This is a genomic window from Microbacterium sp. Soil_C_42 (genome assembly GCF_057656735.1).
Genome location: NZ_JBDGJU010000010.1, coordinates 73,043 through 88,572, shown reverse-complemented (window position 1 = coordinate 88,572; position 15,530 = coordinate 73,043). Strand labels below are relative to the sequence as shown.

Sequence of the window (15,530 nt, the reverse complement as noted above, 5' to 3'; positions counted from 1 at the left end):
CCCATGACAATGCTCGACAACGCCGTCACGGCGACCGAGACGCTCACCGTCGAGAAGCAGGGCCGGCGCCGTCGCGGCGTCCGCGTGCACTTCACGCAGTTCAAGTGGCTGTACCTGCTGCTGGTTCCGGGCGTCATCTACTTCCTGCTGTTCCGTTACTGGCCGATGTACGGCGCCGTCATCGCCTTCAAGGACTACGTTCCGTTCCTCGGCATCGCCGACAGTCCGTGGGTCGGATTCCAGCACTTCGAGGACTTCTTCTCGAGTCCGGACTTCCCCCGCCTGCTCGGCAACACGCTGATCCTGGCATTCCTGAGTCTGCTGATCGCCTTCCCGCTCACCATCGTCGTCGCGCTCCTGCTCAACGAGATGCGGCTGATGATCCTCAAGCGCACCGTGCAGACGCTCATCTACATCCCGCACTTCCTGTCGTGGACGGTCGTCGCGTCGCTGACGTATCTCCTGTTCGCGCTCGACATCGGGCCGCTCTACCAGTTGATCAACGGCATGCTCGGCACCGAGGTGAACTTCCTTGCAGACCCGGCCTGGTTCCGGCCCATCATCGTCCTGCAGGACATCTGGAAGAACACCGGCTGGGGGACGATCATCTTCCTGGCCGCGCTCGCGACGGTGGATCAGGAGCAGTACGAGGCCGCCATCATCGACGGTGCGGGACGGTTTCAACGGGTCTGGCACATCACCCTGCCGTCGATCATGCCGACCATCATCGTCATGCTCGTGCTGCAGATGGGTCAGATCCTCAACACCGGATTCGAGCAGATCTACCTCATGACCAACTCGCTCAACCGTTCGGTGGCCGATGTCTTCGACACCTACGTCTACTTCATGGGCATCACGCAGGGCTCGTACAGCTACAGCACGGCTGTGGGACTGTTCAAGGCGGTCGTCGGCGTCGTGCTGATCTTCGGGGCGAACTGGCTCGCCAAGCGCTTCAACCAGGCAGGGATCTTCTGATGGCTCGCGAGAGATACCGCTTCAACACCCGTGCCGGGCGCGCCTTCGACGTCTTCAACGTCGTCCTCCTGGTGGCGATCGGCGTGGTCGCGCTGGTGCCGTTCATCTACGTGCTCGCCGGGTCGTTCGCGACCGAGTCCGAGCTCGCCACGCGGTCGTTCTTCCTCTGGCCCGAGACGTTCTCACTCGACGCCTATGAGGCGATCCTTACGAGTCCCGCGTTCGTGCGCGCCCTCGTGACGACGGTCGCGGTGACCGCCGTCGGCACCCTGGTCCAGCTCATGCTGACGGCGACGATGGCATATCCGCTGAGCAAGGCGAACCTGCCCGGCGGTCGCGTCATCCTCGCGCTCGTGGTCTTCACGATGGTGTTCGGCGGCGGCATGATCCCGACCTTCCTCGTGGTGAAGGACCTGGGCCTGCTCAACAACTATTGGGCGTTGATCCTCCCGATGGCGATCAACCCGTTCAGCCTCATCATCATCAAGAACTTCTTCCAGCAGCTGCCCGCCGAGCTGGAGGAGTCCGCGAAGATCGACGGCGCCAACGAGATGCAGACGCTGTGGCGCATCATCCTTCCGCTGTCCAAGCCGGTTCTGGCGACCTTCGCGCTGTTCTACGCCGTCGGCATCTGGAACGACTTCATGTCGCCGCTGCTGTACCTCAACGACAGCTCGATGTGGACGCTGCAGATGTTCCTGCGCCAGGTCACCGTGGCTACAGACCTCTCGGTCGTCGAAGCGGACCCGTCTCAGCTCCCGCCGGCGCAGGGCATCAAGTTCGCGGTCATCATCGTCGCGACGTTGCCGATCATCCTCTTCTATCCGTTCCTTCAGAAGCACTTCGCGAAGGGCATGCTGATCGGGTCGGTGAAGGGATGACGCTGCTGTACCGCAATGCGCTGGGCACGACGTCCGACCTCGACGGGTGGATCGCGGAGGGCCCCGTCGCCGCCGAGGAGTCCGCGGACGGGCTGATGCTGTCGAGCTCGGGCGGGTTCGACGACCACTGGACGCTGTGGTGTCCCGAGGAGTTCCCCGACCGGGTGCGCATCGCCTGGGAGTTCTCGCCTCGTGAGGAGCCGGGGCTCGCGATGCTCTTCTTCGGCGCCACCGCGGTCGGCGGGGGCGGGATCTTCGACGACGTTCTCGCGCCCCGTACCGGGGACTACCCGCAGTACCACTCCGGCGACATCCGCACGCTGCATGTGTCGTACTTCCGCCGCCGGTGGGAGGACGAGCGGGCATTCCACACGTGCAACCTGCGCAAGTCGCCCGGATTCCACCTCGTGAGCCAGGGTGCTGACCCGCTCCCGCCGGTCGTCGACGCCCGCACCGCGTTCTACCGGATCGAGGTGGTGAAGGACGCCGAGCGTGTGACGTTCGCCATCGACGGCCTGCCGTTGTTCTCGTGGGAGGACGACGAATCCACCGGGCGGCGGATCGGCGCCGGCCGCCTCGGCTTCCGGCAGATGTCACCGCTCATCGCCTGCTATCGCAACCTGGAGGTTCACGCGCTGTGACCGCGCCCGCTCTCGTCGTCCCCCTTCGCTGGCTCGACGACGCCCCACCGGCCCGCCTCACCTCGGGGATCACCTGGGGCGTGCCGCTGCCCCGCGGCGCGGCAGCCTCTGCCGCGCAGCTGAGCCTGCGCGCGGTCGGCGGCGAGGTTGCCGCGGGACAGTTCTGGCCGCTGGCGACGTGGCCCGACGGCTCGCTCAAGTGGGCCGGCTGCGCCGTGGGCGCGATCGACCGGCCCGGCGAGTACGAGGTCGTGGTGACGAGCGCGGAGAAGACGAACGACGCGGCCTCCGGTCTCGGTGCCGCTGCACACGTCGCCGGGGGGAGCCGTGTTCCCGCCGCGGAGGTGGCGGTGCGCGAGGACCCCGACCAGATCCTTGTCTCGAATGGGATCGTCGAGATCGCTTTCCCCCTGCCCGGGGAGCGCGCCGACACCGTCTGCCGGCGCATCGTGCGAGACGGTCGCACGGTGGCTGAGGATCTCCGGCTGGTCAGCCTGTGGCAGCACGAGCTGCCGGAGGACGGAGGCGCCGGAGCCCGCAGCAGCTTCCGATCGCGGCTGTCGTCGGTCGTCGTGGAGCAGGAGGGCCCGATCCGCGCTGTCGTGCGGGTGGAGGGCGTGCACCAGGACCAGGCGAGCGGTGAGGAGGATGCCCCGCGCGAAGTCCTGCCCTTCACTCTCCGGTTCGTCGTCACGGCCGGCTCGGCCGAGATCCGCGTCGTTCACACGGTCGTCTGGGACGCCGACGCGGCGACGGACTTCCTGGCAGGACTCGGTCTGCGCGCGGAGGTTCCGCTGCGGGCCGCGCTCCACGACCGGCACGTCCGGCTCGCGGGAGCAGAGGGCGGGTTCTTCGCGGAGGCAGTCCGTGGACTCACCGGCCTGCGGCGCGATCCGGGCGAGGACGTGCGGCGGGCGCAAGTCCGCGGCAAGGCTACTCCGCCGATTGACGGGTGGAACCCCGAAGTGTCGGGGCGGCTCGACCTCATCCCGGCCTGGAACGACGTCACGCTCACCCAGCTGAGCGCCGACGGCTTCGGGATCCGCAAGCGCACGGCGCCGGGACACGCGTGGATCGATGCGGGCGCGGGCACGCGCGCCGAAGGCTACATCTCCATCAGCGATCCGACAGGTGGTCTGGGAATCGGCATCCGCTCGTTCTGGCAGTCGTTTCCCGGCCAGCTCGACGTGCGCGGCGCCGCGACGGATCGGGCGGAGCTCACTGTGTGGCTTCACGCGCCGGAAGCACGCCCCATGGACCTGCGGTTCTACCACGACGGCCTGGGTCAGGACGACTTCGCCACCCAGCTCGAGGGCCTGGAGATCACGTACGAGGACTATGAGCCCGGGTTCGGCGACGCGCACGGCATCGCGCGCACTCACGAGCTGACACTCTTCGCCTACGCGGCCACCCCCGCGATCGACGACCTCGAGGCCGCGGTCGCCGACGTACAGCGCCCGCCGCTGCTGCAGCCGACCCCCCAGCATCTTCACGATGTCGGGGTCTTCGGCGACTGGGCGCCGGTCGACAGGTCCACCCCCGCGCGGGCCGAGATCGAGGACAGCCTCGATTTCCTGCTCGACTTCTACCTCGGCCAGGTCGACCAGCGGCGCTGGTACGGCTTCTGGAACTACGGCGACGTCATGCACGCGTACGACGCGGACCGCCACGTGTGGCGGTACGACGTCGGGGGGTACGCGTGGGACAACAGCGAGCTGTCGCCGGACCTGTGGCTCTGGTACTCGTATCTCCGCAGCGGGCGCGCGGACGTGTTCCGTCTCGCGGAGGCGATGACACGGCACACCGGTGAGGTCGACGTGTACCACCTCGGTCGTTGGCAAGGCCTCGGTTCGCGCCACAACGTCCAGCACTGGGGATGCAGCGCCAAGCAGCTGCGGATCTCGAGCCCGGTGTATCGCCGCATCTTCCATTACCTCACCGCGGACGAGCGCGTCGGCGACCTCCTCACCGAGCTCCGCGACAGCGATGCGCGGTTCCTCGACACAGACCCGACGCGGAAGGTTCGCACGGACGCCGCGACATACCGCCCCGATCGCAGTGCGCTCGCCGTGGGGCTCGGAACCGACTGGGGTGCGCTGGCGGCGACGTGGCTGGCGGACTGGGAGCGCACCGGCAACGAGCGCTCGCGCGACCGGCTGCTGGGGACCATGGCCGACATCGGCGCCCTCCCGCACGGCTTTCTGACCGGGGAGGCGCTGTACGACATCGATGCGGGCCGGTTCGACACCACTCGCGACCGCATCGCGGTGTCGCACCTCAGCGCCGTCTTCGGCCTCGTCGAGGTGTGCAGTGAGCTGATCTCGTTGGTCGACGTCCCTGGCTTCCGGGAAGCGTGGCTCGAGTACTGCCGCCTGTATCTCGCGTCTCCGGCGGAACAGGAAGCCGCCGTGGGGGAGCGCCTGACGGGGATCCACCTCGAGCAGGCGCACAGCCGGCTCACCGCGTTCGCCGCGGCCGCGACGGACGACGCCGAGCTCGCCGACCGTGCGTGGGAGGCGTTCGAGGGCATCGGCGAATGGCTCGTGCACCGGCGCGACTTCGTGCTGCGCCGGATCGACGGTCCGGCGGTGCTCAACCCGGTCGACGAGGCTCCGAGCGTGGGTACCAACGACGTCGCGCAGTACGGCCTCGCGGCGATCCAGAACCTGGCGCTCATCGGAGACCGGCTGCCCGGCTGACCGCTTGCCGGTCCCCGCCGACGTGATCGGGGCGGGGTGGGTACCGTTTCGCTGGCACCGTGCGGCATGCGGCCGCGCCCCCGCCTCCGCCTCAGCGCTCGGCGATGAGCTCGCCGTCGACCACGCGCAGGCGCGCGACGTGGATGGCGCTGCGGCGATGGCTGCGCTCGTCGGTGTCGGCGAGCTCGCTGCCGTCCCACCAGGGATGCGTGAAGAAGTACAGGCGCGCCTCGTCGCCGACGACGACCACCGAACCGTGGCGCCCGATCTGGACCCCGTCGCGCGGAGGGCCGCTCTCCCCGAGGATGACGGCATCCGCCCCGTCCTGGCGCTCCCACGCGATCGCGTCGTCACTCCGGTAGACGGCCATGCCGCGCCATTCGTCCGTGAGGAGGAACCACGTGCCCTCGAGCGCGAAGACGAACGGGCCCTCGTGCGGGCGCCCGCCGACAGCGGTGCCGTCGAGCCGCCACGAGTCGAGGTCGTCCGACACCGCGACCGCGGTCGTCGAATCGGCCGCCTCGTCCTTGTACCAGAGGCGCCACAGGCCGTCGGGGCACCGGGTGACGGCGGCGTCGATCACGCGGTCGCTCGCGAGCGCGATGACGCCACGGCGGCTCCAGGTGCGCAGGTCGTCCGAGACGTACTCGACGATCCGGCGGGCGTGCCCCTCCCACCGGATCGGCACGCCGTCGATCTCCGTGAGGTACATCCGCCAGCGCGTGCCGTCGTGGATGATCTCGGGCGCCCAATGCGTCTCGCCGACCGCCGCGGGCGGCGGTCCGTCCGCCAGGCGCAGGCCGGCGGCATCCGGTTCCAGCGTCCCGGCGTAGCTCCAGCGCAGGCCGTCCTCGCTGAGGGCGACCCCGATGCGCGAACCGTGCACCCAGGCGACCCCGTCACCGGGGTGCGGATGCGTGGCGCGGCGCTGCGTGTAGAACATCCACCAGCCGTCGGCGTCCCGCACCACGGTGGGATCGGTCGCGCCGTCGTAGACGGGATCGCGGTAGATCTCGCGGGGCGCTGCGGCGTCGGGGTCGAGTGACGCGTCGACCGTCATCGGGCCGGACGCAGATCGATGACGCCGCTCGCGAAGCTCCTGCGGTGCGTCGGGTGCCCAGCGAGGTCTGCGGGGGTCACCACGGCGCCGTCGGCGTCGGCCGACGCGTAGATCGCGGCGACCAGCTCGATGGAGCGCGCCGGCGCCTCGGCCGTGGGCGGCAGCGGCGCGCCCGAGCGGAGGGCGTCGAACACATCGCGCAGCAGGTACACGTGGTCGCTGCGCTCTTCGGGCCCGCTGATCTCCCAGGTCGCGGCCTCGGCGGCGTCGACCTGGGGAGCCGGCGTGATGCGCCAGTTCTCGTGGCCGTGGCCGTACAGGTGGTCGACGGTGATCGTCGCCTTCTCGGTGTCGATGCGGATCGAGCTCGTCTCGCGCGGCGACAGCGTGCTCGACACGACCTGCGCGACCACGCCGCCCTCGAACACCACGGTCGCCGTCGACACATCCTCGGTCTGCGTCTCGCGATCGAGGCGCCAGAGCCGTCCCTCCACGCGCGTCCAGTCGCCGAGCAGGAACGCCAGGAGGTCGAGCTGGTGGATGGCGTGCCCGAGCGTGGTGCCGCCGCCCTCGGTCTCCCACTTCCCGCGCCACGGCACGGCGAAGTACGCGGCGTCGCGGTACCAGAGTGTCTGGCACTGGGCCACGAGGGGTCGCCCGAGCGCGCCGGAGTCGAGAAGTCGCTTGACGTGGGCCGGCGCGGTTCCCGTGCGCTGCTGGAACACCACCGCGAGCTGCCGGCCGGCGGCGGCCGCAGCATCCGTCATCTGCTCGAGCTCGTCGAGGGACGGTGCCGGGGGCTTCTCGACCACCACGTGCGCGCCGGCCGCGAACGCCGCGAGGGTCTGCGCGGTGTGGGCGCCCGGGGGAGTGCAGATGTGGACGACGTCGGGAAGCTCGGCGGCGAGCAGGGCATCGAGGTCGTCGTAGACGGCGGGCGCGCCGTACGTCGCCGCGAACGCGTCGGCCGAGGCGCGGCTGAGGTCGGTGACCGCGACCAGCTCGGCGTGCGGGTAGGCGGCGATGGCTCGGATGTGCGAGTGGGCGATCGCTCCCGTGCCCACGATGGCGCAGCGGAGGGTCTCGGTCACGGTGGCTCCTTCGGGTGGATCGCGAGCGGATGCTGCAGCCCCGCGGCATCCGCTCCTCCAGGGTAGGGGGTTGGGACGGAAAGCGCTATCCCATTGCGTTCCGCGTCGGTCGCGGATCCGGAATTCGGACTCTCGCGCCCTTTCCGGGCCCGAGCAGACGTGTGGGTCCGGAAAACCTCGGGATGTCCGAATTCCGGACCGGCGAGGACCGGCGAGAGGGGTGACTGCGGGCGTGTGACGTCAGCGGGGCAGGCCCGCCTGTGTCGCGTGCAGGCGGGCGTAGCGGCCCCCGGCGGCGACGAGCGCGTCGTGGCCGCCGACCTCGATCACTTCGCCGTGCTCGAGCACGACGATGCGGTCGGCCTGGCGGATCGTCGACAGGCGGTGGGCGACGACGAGCGTGGTCCGGCCCTTCATGAGGCGGTTGAGCGCCTCCTTCACGAGCTCTTCCGACTCGGGGTCCAGCGCCGAGGTCGCCTCGTCGAGCAGCAGGATGCGCGGGTCGCGCACCAGCGCACGCGCGATCGCGAGCCGCTGGCGCTGCCCGCCTGAGAGACGCGCGCCGCGTTCGCCGACGACCGTGTCCCACCCGTCGGGCAGTCGGTCGACGAACTCGGCGGCGTTCGCGTCGTGCAGAGCAGCACGCAGGCGGTCGTCCGAGACGTCGTCGAGGCCGTACGCGATGTTCTCGCGGATCGTGCCCTCGAAGAGCACCGACTCCTGCGGCACGACCGAGACCGATTGCCGCACGGTGCGCAGGTCGAGGTCCTGCATGTCGACGCCGTCGAGCAGGATCCGCCCCGCCGTCGGGCGCACGAAGCCCAGCACGAGGTTAAGCATCGTGGACTTACCTGAGCCGGACGAGCCCACGAAGGCCACGGTCTCGCCGGGCGAGACGTCGAGCGAGATGTCGTGCACGGCATCCCGCTCCGCCCCGTCGTAGCGGTGCGACACGCGCTGCAGCTCCAGGTGGCCGCCCACGTGCGCGACGGCGCGCTTGCCCTCGTTCTGCTCGAGGTCGGGCTCCTGCAGTACCTCCGAGATCGACCGCATCGACTCCATGCCGCGCGCCCCGACCGGGATCAGCATGAGCAGCTGCGTCAGGCCGCCGGTCAGCAGCGTGAAGTACGTCGACAGCAGCACGACCTCTCCGGGGGTGATGGGGAGCAAGCCCGTCAGCGAGAAGATCGCCGCGAGCACGAGGCATCCCACGCCCAGCAGCTGCATCGCGACCCACGAGATCGACGCGACGTGGCCGTTCAGCATGTCGAGGTGCAGGCCGGCACGGCGCACGCCGTCCGCGCCCGACGCGACGCGGGTGACGGCGGTCCGCTCGAGGCCGTGTGCGCGGGTGACGGGGATGAGGGAGGCCATCTCGCCCACCCGTGCGGAGAGGGTCTCGACTTCGCGGCGGAACACCTCGTTGCGCTCACGCGAGCGGTTGCGCAGGCCGTAGCGGATGCCGATGGCGATCGGGATGGCGAGCGCGTAGACGGGAAGGAACTGCGGCACCGCGATCGCGGTCATGGAGATGGCGCCGATCATGACCATGGTCGCCGACAGCAGTGGGTGGGTGACCTGCTGGAGCATGAGCTCGATGTTCTCGACGTCGCGCACGACCTTCGTCTGCACGATCGACGAGCTCACTCGCGTGTGGTAGCCGATCGAGAGGCTCTGCAGCCGCGCCGCGAGCGCGTTGCGGAGGTCTGCGCCGGTGTCGCGCACGACGGTCATGAAGTTGCGCGTGTAGACGATGTGCATCGGGTAGTTCTGGATGAGCAGCACCGCCGCGACGGAGAACCAGATCAGCACCGTCGAGACCTCGCCGCCGGTCGCGACGATGTCGATGATCTTCGCCGTCACCACCGGCAGGAACCACAGCGGCACCTCTTTGCAGGCGAACGCGAGGATCGCGACCGCCATGCGCCCGGGCCGGCGCGCCAGCAGCTTCAGCACGGAGCGGCCGGGGCGCGGACTCTGGGCGATCGAGATGATGCGGATGGCTCCGGTAAACGCTTTCTGCGTCATGATGACATGGTACTGACGGATGCCGCACCCCGGCGCGACGGAAGGCGAACATGACGTACCACCTGGCCGGCGACTCGACCGTCGCCCCTCCCAAGCCCGACGAGCTGCCGATGGCGGGCTGGGGCTCCTTCCTGGAGCCGACCGTCGAGGCGCCCGTGCGCAACCTCGCCTACGGCGGCGCGACGACCGAGTCCTTCCTCTCCGACGGCTCGTGGCAGGGGCTCCTCGACGGCGTTCGGCCCGGAGACACGGTGGTCATCCAGTTCGGGCACAACGACCAGAAGCTCCCCGCGCTCGACGCGCGCGGCGGCTACGCCGAACGGCTGCGGAGCATGGTCGTCGACGCCCGTGCGCGCGGCGCCGTCGCGGTGCTGTGCACCTCCGCCGAGCGCCGCTGGTTCGACGGTGACCGGGTGACGCCCACCCACGGCGACTACCCCAACGCGGTCCGCGACCTCGCGCACGACCTCGATGCCCCGCTCGTCGACCTCACGGCGTTCACCACCTGGCTCTACGAAGACATGGGCCCCGAGGCATCCCGGTCGCTCCTCAGCCATTTCGCACCCGGTGAGCACCCGGTGTGGCCCGATGGCCTGGCCGACGACACCCACTTCCACGAGCGCGGCGCCCGTCGTATCGCCGCGTTCGTCGGGCGCTCGCTGCGGGCGATCGAACGGCGCGACGGCGGCGCCCCCGCGAGGGGATCGTCGCTGGTCAGCTGACCGGTGGATCAGCCCACCGTGGAGGCGCGGACGATCAGCTCCGGCCGGTACACGACGTTTCCGAGGTCGGCGCCCGCGGTGCCGCCGATGCGCGCGAGCAGCAGCTCGGCTGCAGTGCGTCCCATCTCGCGCGCGGGCTGGCGCACGGAGGTGAGGGGGACGCCGGCGATCGCCGCGAACTCGATGTCGTCGTAGCCGACGACAGCAACGTCGTCCGGCACCCGCACGCCGCGCGAGATCAGTCCGTGCACCAGGCCGATCGCCAGGTGGTCGTTCGACGTCACGATCCCGTCCGGGCGGTCGGCGGGGGAGCGCGCGGCGAGCTGCTCGCCGAATGCCACGCCGAGCTCGGACGTGGTGCGTTCGGTCCAGATCGGCTCCAGGGTCGCGCCCGGGTGGGCGGCGACGGCGAGCCGCGCGCCCTGCAGGCGTTCGCGCACCTGTCGCACCGCTTCGCGCGCGCCCACGAACGCGAGCCGCCGGCGCCCGGTCGAGAGCAGGTGCTCAGCGGCGAGCCTCCCGCCGGCGACGTCGTCGAACGACACCGAGGGCAGTTCGCCGGTGTCGTCGATCGCATCGACGAGGACGACCGGGATGCCGCGGCCGCGCAAACGCTGCAGCCAGGGTTCGAGAGGGCCGAACGGGCTCACCAGCGCACCCTCGACCTGCACCCGCTCGAACAGCTCGAGGTGGTCGCGCTCCTTGCCGACGTCGTCGCTGGAGTTGCCGACGAGCACGCGCATCCCGGCCGCCGAGGCGGCGTCCTCGGCGCCGGCGACCATGTCACCGAAGAAGGGGTTCGCGATGTTGATGACCGTCATCCCCAGCAGGCCGGAGCGCCCGGCGCGCAGCTGCTGGGCGGCCTGCAGCGGCACGTAGCCGAGCTGGTCGGCGGCCGAGCGCACTCGGTCGACGAGGCGCTCGCTCACCATGTGAGGGCGGTTCAGTGCGTTCGATACGGTGCTGATCGAGACGCCCGCGCGCTCGGCGACGTCGCGGATGCCGACTCGCTTCATGTCGTTCGTCCCGTCATGCTCACCCGGCACGGGTCCGGGCCGGACGCCCCCGCGCGTCCGATCCGACCATGGTAGGCGCTTTCCTGAGCGCGGGAGAGCCCTCGCCACACGGTCGATCGTTACCCCCGCGTTACGAGGAGACATTTGACGAATCGAGCAGTGCCGCCTACTCTTCAATCGAAGCGGTTCGAAATCGAAGCGGTTCGACGAACGAACCTCGGATCCCGCCCCTCGACAGAGCGGCAGCCACGTACACGAAGGAGTGACATGGAACGGCATGCTCAGCCGGCGGCACCCTCGGCGGATGCCGCGCACCAGGGCGCGCTCCGATGACCACTCAGGCGCAGTCCCAGGTCGTCTTCCAGGAAGCGGCGATTCACAACCTGGACCACAACGCCAAGAAGGGGCGCGGCCGGCGGCTGCGTCCGGCCGGGAGCCGGACGTCGTTCAGGCTGTTCCTGTGCATCGTGCCGTTCCTGGTGCTGGCGTTCCTGTTCTCGTACCTTCCGCTGTACGGCTGGATCTACTCGCTGTACGACTACAAGCCGGCGCTCGGCCTCGAAGGCAGTGAGTTCGTCGGCCTGCAGTGGTTCCAGATGCTGGTGAGCTCGCCCACTCAGATGGCGCAGATCGGCCAGGTCCTCCTCAACACGCTGGCGATCAGCTTCCTGGGGATCGCGACATCCGTCCTGCCGCTCTTCTTCGCGATCCTGCTCAACGAGATCAAGGCGCCCTGGTTCCGCAACTCCGTGCAGACGCTCACGGCCCTCCCGAACTTCATCTCGTGGGTCCTCGTCTACATGATCGCGTTCTCGCTCTTCTCGAGCTCGGGCCTCGTCAACGACGTGCTCAACGACGCCGGACTCATCACGACGCCCATCAAGTTCCTCGACACCGACCAGAACGTGTGGATCACCATGACGCTCTGGAGCATCTGGAAGGGGCTCGGCTGGGGCGCGATCATCTACCTCGCCGCGATCGCCGGCATCGACCAGTCGCTGTACGAGTCGGCCCGCATCGACGGCGCCGGCCGCTTCCAGCTGATGCGGTACATCACGGTGCCGCAGCTGATGCCGACCTATCTCGTGCTCCTGCTGCTGTCGATCGCCAACATCCTCAACAACGGCATGGAGCAGTACTACGTGTTCCAGAACGCCTTCAACAAACAGTGGATCCAGGTGCTCGACCTGTACGTCTACAACATCGGCATGACGGGCAACAGCCTGTCGATGGCCACCGCGATCGGCATGCTCAAGAGCCTCATCTCGGTCGCCCTGCTGCTCACCGTCAACGCGGTCTCCAAGCGCGTCCGCGGCGAATCGATCGTCTGAGAGGCCAGGACATGACCACGACGATGACGAAGACGCTCACCACGACGAAGAAGGGCGACACCTCGGCCCGCTATCGCGGGACCGTCGGCGATGTGGTGTTCCGCCTCGCGAACTACGCGCTGTTCGTCCTCTTCGCGCTGATCTGCGCGTACCCCTTCTACTACCTGATCATCAACTCCGTCAGCGCCAACGACATCTCGGCGCTCGGCGACGTGCGCCTGTGGCCGGTCGGGTTCCACCTGTCGAACTACACCCAGGTCTTCCAGCTGCCCGGTCTGCCGATGGCGACGGTGGTCAGCATCGGCCGCACGGTGATCGGAACGGCCCTCACGGTCCTCGCCTCCGCCTTCCTCGGGTTCATGTTCACGCAGACCCGCATGTGGGGCCGCAAGTTCTGGTACCGCTTCCTCATCATCACGATGTACTTCAGTGCGGGCCTGATCCCGGTGTTCATCATCATGAAGACGCTGGGCCTCACCAACAACTTCTGGGTCTACGTGCTCCCGTTCGTGGTGCAGCCGTTCAACGTCATCCTCGCGAAGACCTACGTCGAGTCGATGCCGAAGGAGCTGCAGGAAGCGGCGGAGGTCGACGGCGCCAACATCCTGCAGGTCTTCTTCAAGGTGTACCTGCCCAACATGACGCCGATCCTCGCGACGATCGCGATCTTCAGCGCGGTCACGCAGTGGAACAGCTTCCAGGACACCCTGATCTACATCACCGACCAGAGCCTGTACACGCTGCAGTACCTGCTCTACATGTTCATCAACCAGGCATCGAGTCTCGCCCAGGCGGCGCAGAACGCCGGCGGCAACATCGGTCAGATCGCCGGGCTCGCCACCGAGCAGACGCCGACCTCGATACGCATGACCGTCTCGGTGCTCGTCGTGCTGCCCATCATCTTCATCTATCCCCTGTTCCAGCGCTTCTTCGTGAAGGGCATCATGCTGGGCGCCGTCAAGGGTTGACGGCGGCCACGAACCACCACAGAACCACCAAGAAAGGAAAGCAATGACGCTTCGAAAGAAGGTGTCCCTGGCTCTCGTGGCGCTGCTCGCCGCGGGCTCACTCGCCTCGTGCAGCGCCGGCGGCGACGACCAGGGCGCGATCGACCAGTTCCCCGAGAAGTGGGACCAGGAGATCACGATCGACGTGTTCGACGGTCTCGCCAACTACATGGGTGTCCAGCAGGGCTGGTTCGCCAAGATCGTCAAAGACAAGTTCAACATGAAGCTGAACATCATCGCCCCGAACGTCGCGGGCGGCGGTGACACCCTCTACAACACGCGCGTCGCGGCCGGTGACCTCGGCGACCTGATCATCACCGACAAGGGCGAGAAGCTCGACGAGCTCATCGAGGGCGGTCTGGTCAAGGACTCGGCGAACTACTACGGCGCGATGGACAACCTCGCGAAGTTCGACGCCGCGGTCGAGCACCTCAACGACGGCAAGGACGGCGTCTACGGCTTCCCGTCGGCCGTCTCGTCGCTCAAGCCGACCGAGCCCTCCGAGGGTCTCAACCCCACCTTCGGCCCGTACCTCCGCTGGGACTACTACAAGGAGGCCGGCTACCCCGAGATCGGCACCCTCGAAGACCTCCTTCCGGTGCTCGCCGACATGCAGGCCGCGCACCCCACCGCCGACAACGGCCAGCCCACCTACGCCTTCTCGCTGTTCAAGGACTGGGACGGCAACATGATGGTCACCGCGAAGCAGCCCGCCTGCTTCTACGGCTACGACGAGCTCGGCTTCGTGCTGGCCAAGGCCGACGGCTCGGACTACCAGAGCATCCTCGACCCGGACGGGGAGTACATCCGCAACCTGAAGCTCTATTTCGACGCCAACCAGCTCGGCCTCGTCGACCCGGAGTCGACGACGCAGAACTACGACACCCTCTTCTCGAAGTTCCAGAACGGCCAGGTGCTCTTCTCGTGGTGGCCGTGGCTGGGCCAGTCGGCCTTCAACACGGAGGAGAACATGGCCGCGGGCAAGGGCTTCGAGATGGTGCCCCTGGCCGACCAGAACATCTTCTCGTACGGCGCCGAGGCGTACGGCGGCAAGCAGGTGTTCGCGATCGGCTCGAAGGCCGAGGACCCGGAGCGCATCGCCGCGTTCATCGACTGGCTCTACTCACCCGAGGGTGCGTACGCCAACAGCAGCCAGACCGGTGCGTCGGCGGGCCCCAAGGGCCTCACGTGGGACGTGAACGACGCGGGCGAGCCCGAGCTCACCGACTTCGGCAACCAGGTCTTCCTGCAGGGTGGCGGGACCGTTCCTGAGGAGTGGGGCGGCGGCGAGTACGCCGACGGCGTCTCGGCGCTCAACCTCAGCGCGGTGCTTCCGATCGACACCGACCCCGAGACGAGTCTGCCGTACAGCTACACGTTCTGGCCCACGTACCAGGCGTCCATCGCCAACCCGCTGACCGTCGACTGGTCGGCGAACATGGGCGGCGCGACGTCGACCATGGAGTACCTGCAGACCAACGACCAGGTGCTCGTCGCCCCGGGCGCGAGCTACGCGGCCCCGGCGGACGACTCCGAGATCGAGACCCTGCGCAACCAGGTCAAGGAGATCATCAAGCAGTACTCGTGGCAGATGGTGTTCGCCTCGAACGAGGCGCAGTTCGACTCGCTCCGCGACGAGCTGATCACCACCGCTGAGGGCCTCGGCTACGACAAGGTGCTCGAGTTCGACATGACCAACGCGAAGTCGCAGAACGAGGCGCGCGTGGCCGTGGCGAAGGAGTTCGCAGGCTGATACGCCGGTAAGCAGCGAAGGGCTCGGGATGCAGCATCCCGAGCCCTTCGTCGTGCCACTCGCGCGGGCGTCCTCAATTGAGGGGATGCGCCGAGGTGAGGACCTCGGCGTCGGGATCGGTCCGCGGCCGGGCTCTCGTCCTCAGTTGAGGATCACGGATGCTGCGGGCCGCGGCATCCGTCCCCGCGTCGCGTCCTCAACTGAGGGGATGCGCCGAGGTGAGGGCCTCGGCGTCGGGGGCGGTCCGCAGCCGGGCTCTCGTCCTCAGTTGAGGATCACGGATGCTGCGGGCCGCGGCATCCGTCCCCGCGTCGCGTCCTCAATCG

Annotated in this window: 12 protein-coding genes; 8 read left to right on the top strand and 4 right to left on the bottom strand. The window is 68.6% G+C overall.

Annotated elements, in window-relative coordinates; all coding sequences use genetic code 11:
• The first annotated feature begins 3 nt into the window (after positions 1 to 3).
• The 4 genes from AC3A46_RS08740 to AC3A46_RS08725 are packed head-to-tail and all read left to right on the top strand — an operon-like array spanning position 4 to position 5,196.
• Positions 4 to 975 carry an ABC transporter permease gene (locus AC3A46_RS08740; RefSeq protein ID WP_487664809.1) on the top strand — a complete coding sequence of 324 codons (972 nt, stop codon included), beginning with the start codon at positions 4 to 6 and terminating at the stop codon, positions 973 to 975.
• A complete protein-coding gene (locus AC3A46_RS08735; RefSeq protein ID WP_487664808.1) occupies positions 975 to 1,856 on the top strand; it encodes a carbohydrate ABC transporter permease in 882 nt (293 codons plus the stop codon). The genes AC3A46_RS08740 and AC3A46_RS08735 overlap by 1 nt, the downstream gene beginning before the upstream one ends.
• Positions 1,853 to 2,497 (top strand): DUF1961 family protein, encoded by a 645-nt coding sequence (locus AC3A46_RS08730; protein ID WP_487664807.1) that lies wholly within the window; start codon positions 1,853 to 1,855, stop codon positions 2,495 to 2,497. The genes AC3A46_RS08735 and AC3A46_RS08730 overlap by 4 nt, the downstream gene beginning before the upstream one ends.
• Positions 2,494 to 5,196 carry an exo-rhamnogalacturonan lyase family protein gene (locus tag AC3A46_RS08725; RefSeq protein ID WP_487664806.1) on the top strand — a complete coding sequence of 901 codons (2,703 nt, stop codon included), beginning with the start codon at positions 2,494 to 2,496 and terminating at the stop codon, positions 5,194 to 5,196. Before AC3A46_RS08730 ends, AC3A46_RS08725 begins: the two co-directional genes overlap by 4 nt.
• Positions 5,197 to 5,287: 91 nt before the next feature.
• Here AC3A46_RS08725 and AC3A46_RS08720 read toward each other — a convergent pair whose 3' ends face one another.
• From AC3A46_RS08720 to AC3A46_RS08710, 3 genes are all read right to left on the bottom strand, one after another.
• Positions 5,288 to 6,256 (bottom strand): family 43 glycosylhydrolase, encoded by a 969-nt coding sequence (locus AC3A46_RS08720; protein WP_487664805.1) that lies wholly within the window; start codon positions 6,254 to 6,256, stop codon positions 5,288 to 5,290.
• Entirely contained in the window at positions 6,253 to 7,347 is a 1,095-nt protein-coding gene (locus AC3A46_RS08715; protein ID WP_487664804.1) for a Gfo/Idh/MocA family protein, read from the bottom strand. The genes AC3A46_RS08720 and AC3A46_RS08715 overlap by 4 nt, the downstream gene beginning before the upstream one ends.
• A gap of 240 nt (positions 7,348 to 7,587) precedes the next feature.
• Positions 7,588 to 9,375 (bottom strand): ABC transporter ATP-binding protein, encoded by a 1,788-nt coding sequence (locus AC3A46_RS08710; RefSeq protein WP_487664803.1) that lies wholly within the window; start codon positions 9,373 to 9,375, stop codon positions 7,588 to 7,590.
• A 50-nt stretch (positions 9,376 to 9,425) separates the two neighbouring features.
• Between AC3A46_RS08710 and AC3A46_RS08705 the strand changes: the two genes are divergently transcribed.
• Positions 9,426 to 10,097: a rhamnogalacturonan acetylesterase gene (locus AC3A46_RS08705; protein ID WP_487664802.1), complete on the top strand. Its 672-nt coding sequence runs from the start codon at positions 9,426 to 9,428 to the stop codon at positions 10,095 to 10,097.
• Positions 10,098 to 10,105: 8 nt separating this feature from the next.
• Here AC3A46_RS08705 and AC3A46_RS08700 read toward each other — a convergent pair whose 3' ends face one another.
• Positions 10,106 to 11,113: a LacI family DNA-binding transcriptional regulator gene (locus AC3A46_RS08700; RefSeq protein WP_487664801.1), complete on the bottom strand. Its 1,008-nt coding sequence runs from the start codon at positions 11,111 to 11,113 to the stop codon at positions 10,106 to 10,108.
• A gap of 329 nt (positions 11,114 to 11,442) precedes the next feature.
• Between AC3A46_RS08700 and AC3A46_RS08695 the strand changes: the two genes are divergently transcribed.
• The 3 genes from AC3A46_RS08695 to AC3A46_RS08685 are packed head-to-tail and all read left to right on the top strand — an operon-like array spanning position 11,443 to position 15,204.
• Positions 11,443 to 12,444 (top strand): ABC transporter permease, encoded by a 1,002-nt coding sequence (locus AC3A46_RS08695; protein WP_487664800.1) that lies wholly within the window; start codon positions 11,443 to 11,445, stop codon positions 12,442 to 12,444.
• An 11-nt stretch (positions 12,445 to 12,455) separates the two neighbouring features.
• Positions 12,456 to 13,412, top strand: coding sequence for a carbohydrate ABC transporter permease (locus tag AC3A46_RS08690; protein WP_487664799.1), 957 nt, complete (start codon positions 12,456 to 12,458; stop codon positions 13,410 to 13,412).
• 43 nt (positions 13,413 to 13,455) lie between these two features.
• A complete protein-coding gene (locus AC3A46_RS08685) occupies positions 13,456 to 15,204 on the top strand; it encodes a type 2 periplasmic-binding domain-containing protein (protein WP_487664798.1) in 1,749 nt (582 codons plus the stop codon).
• Positions 15,205 to 15,530 lie beyond the last annotated feature (326 nt).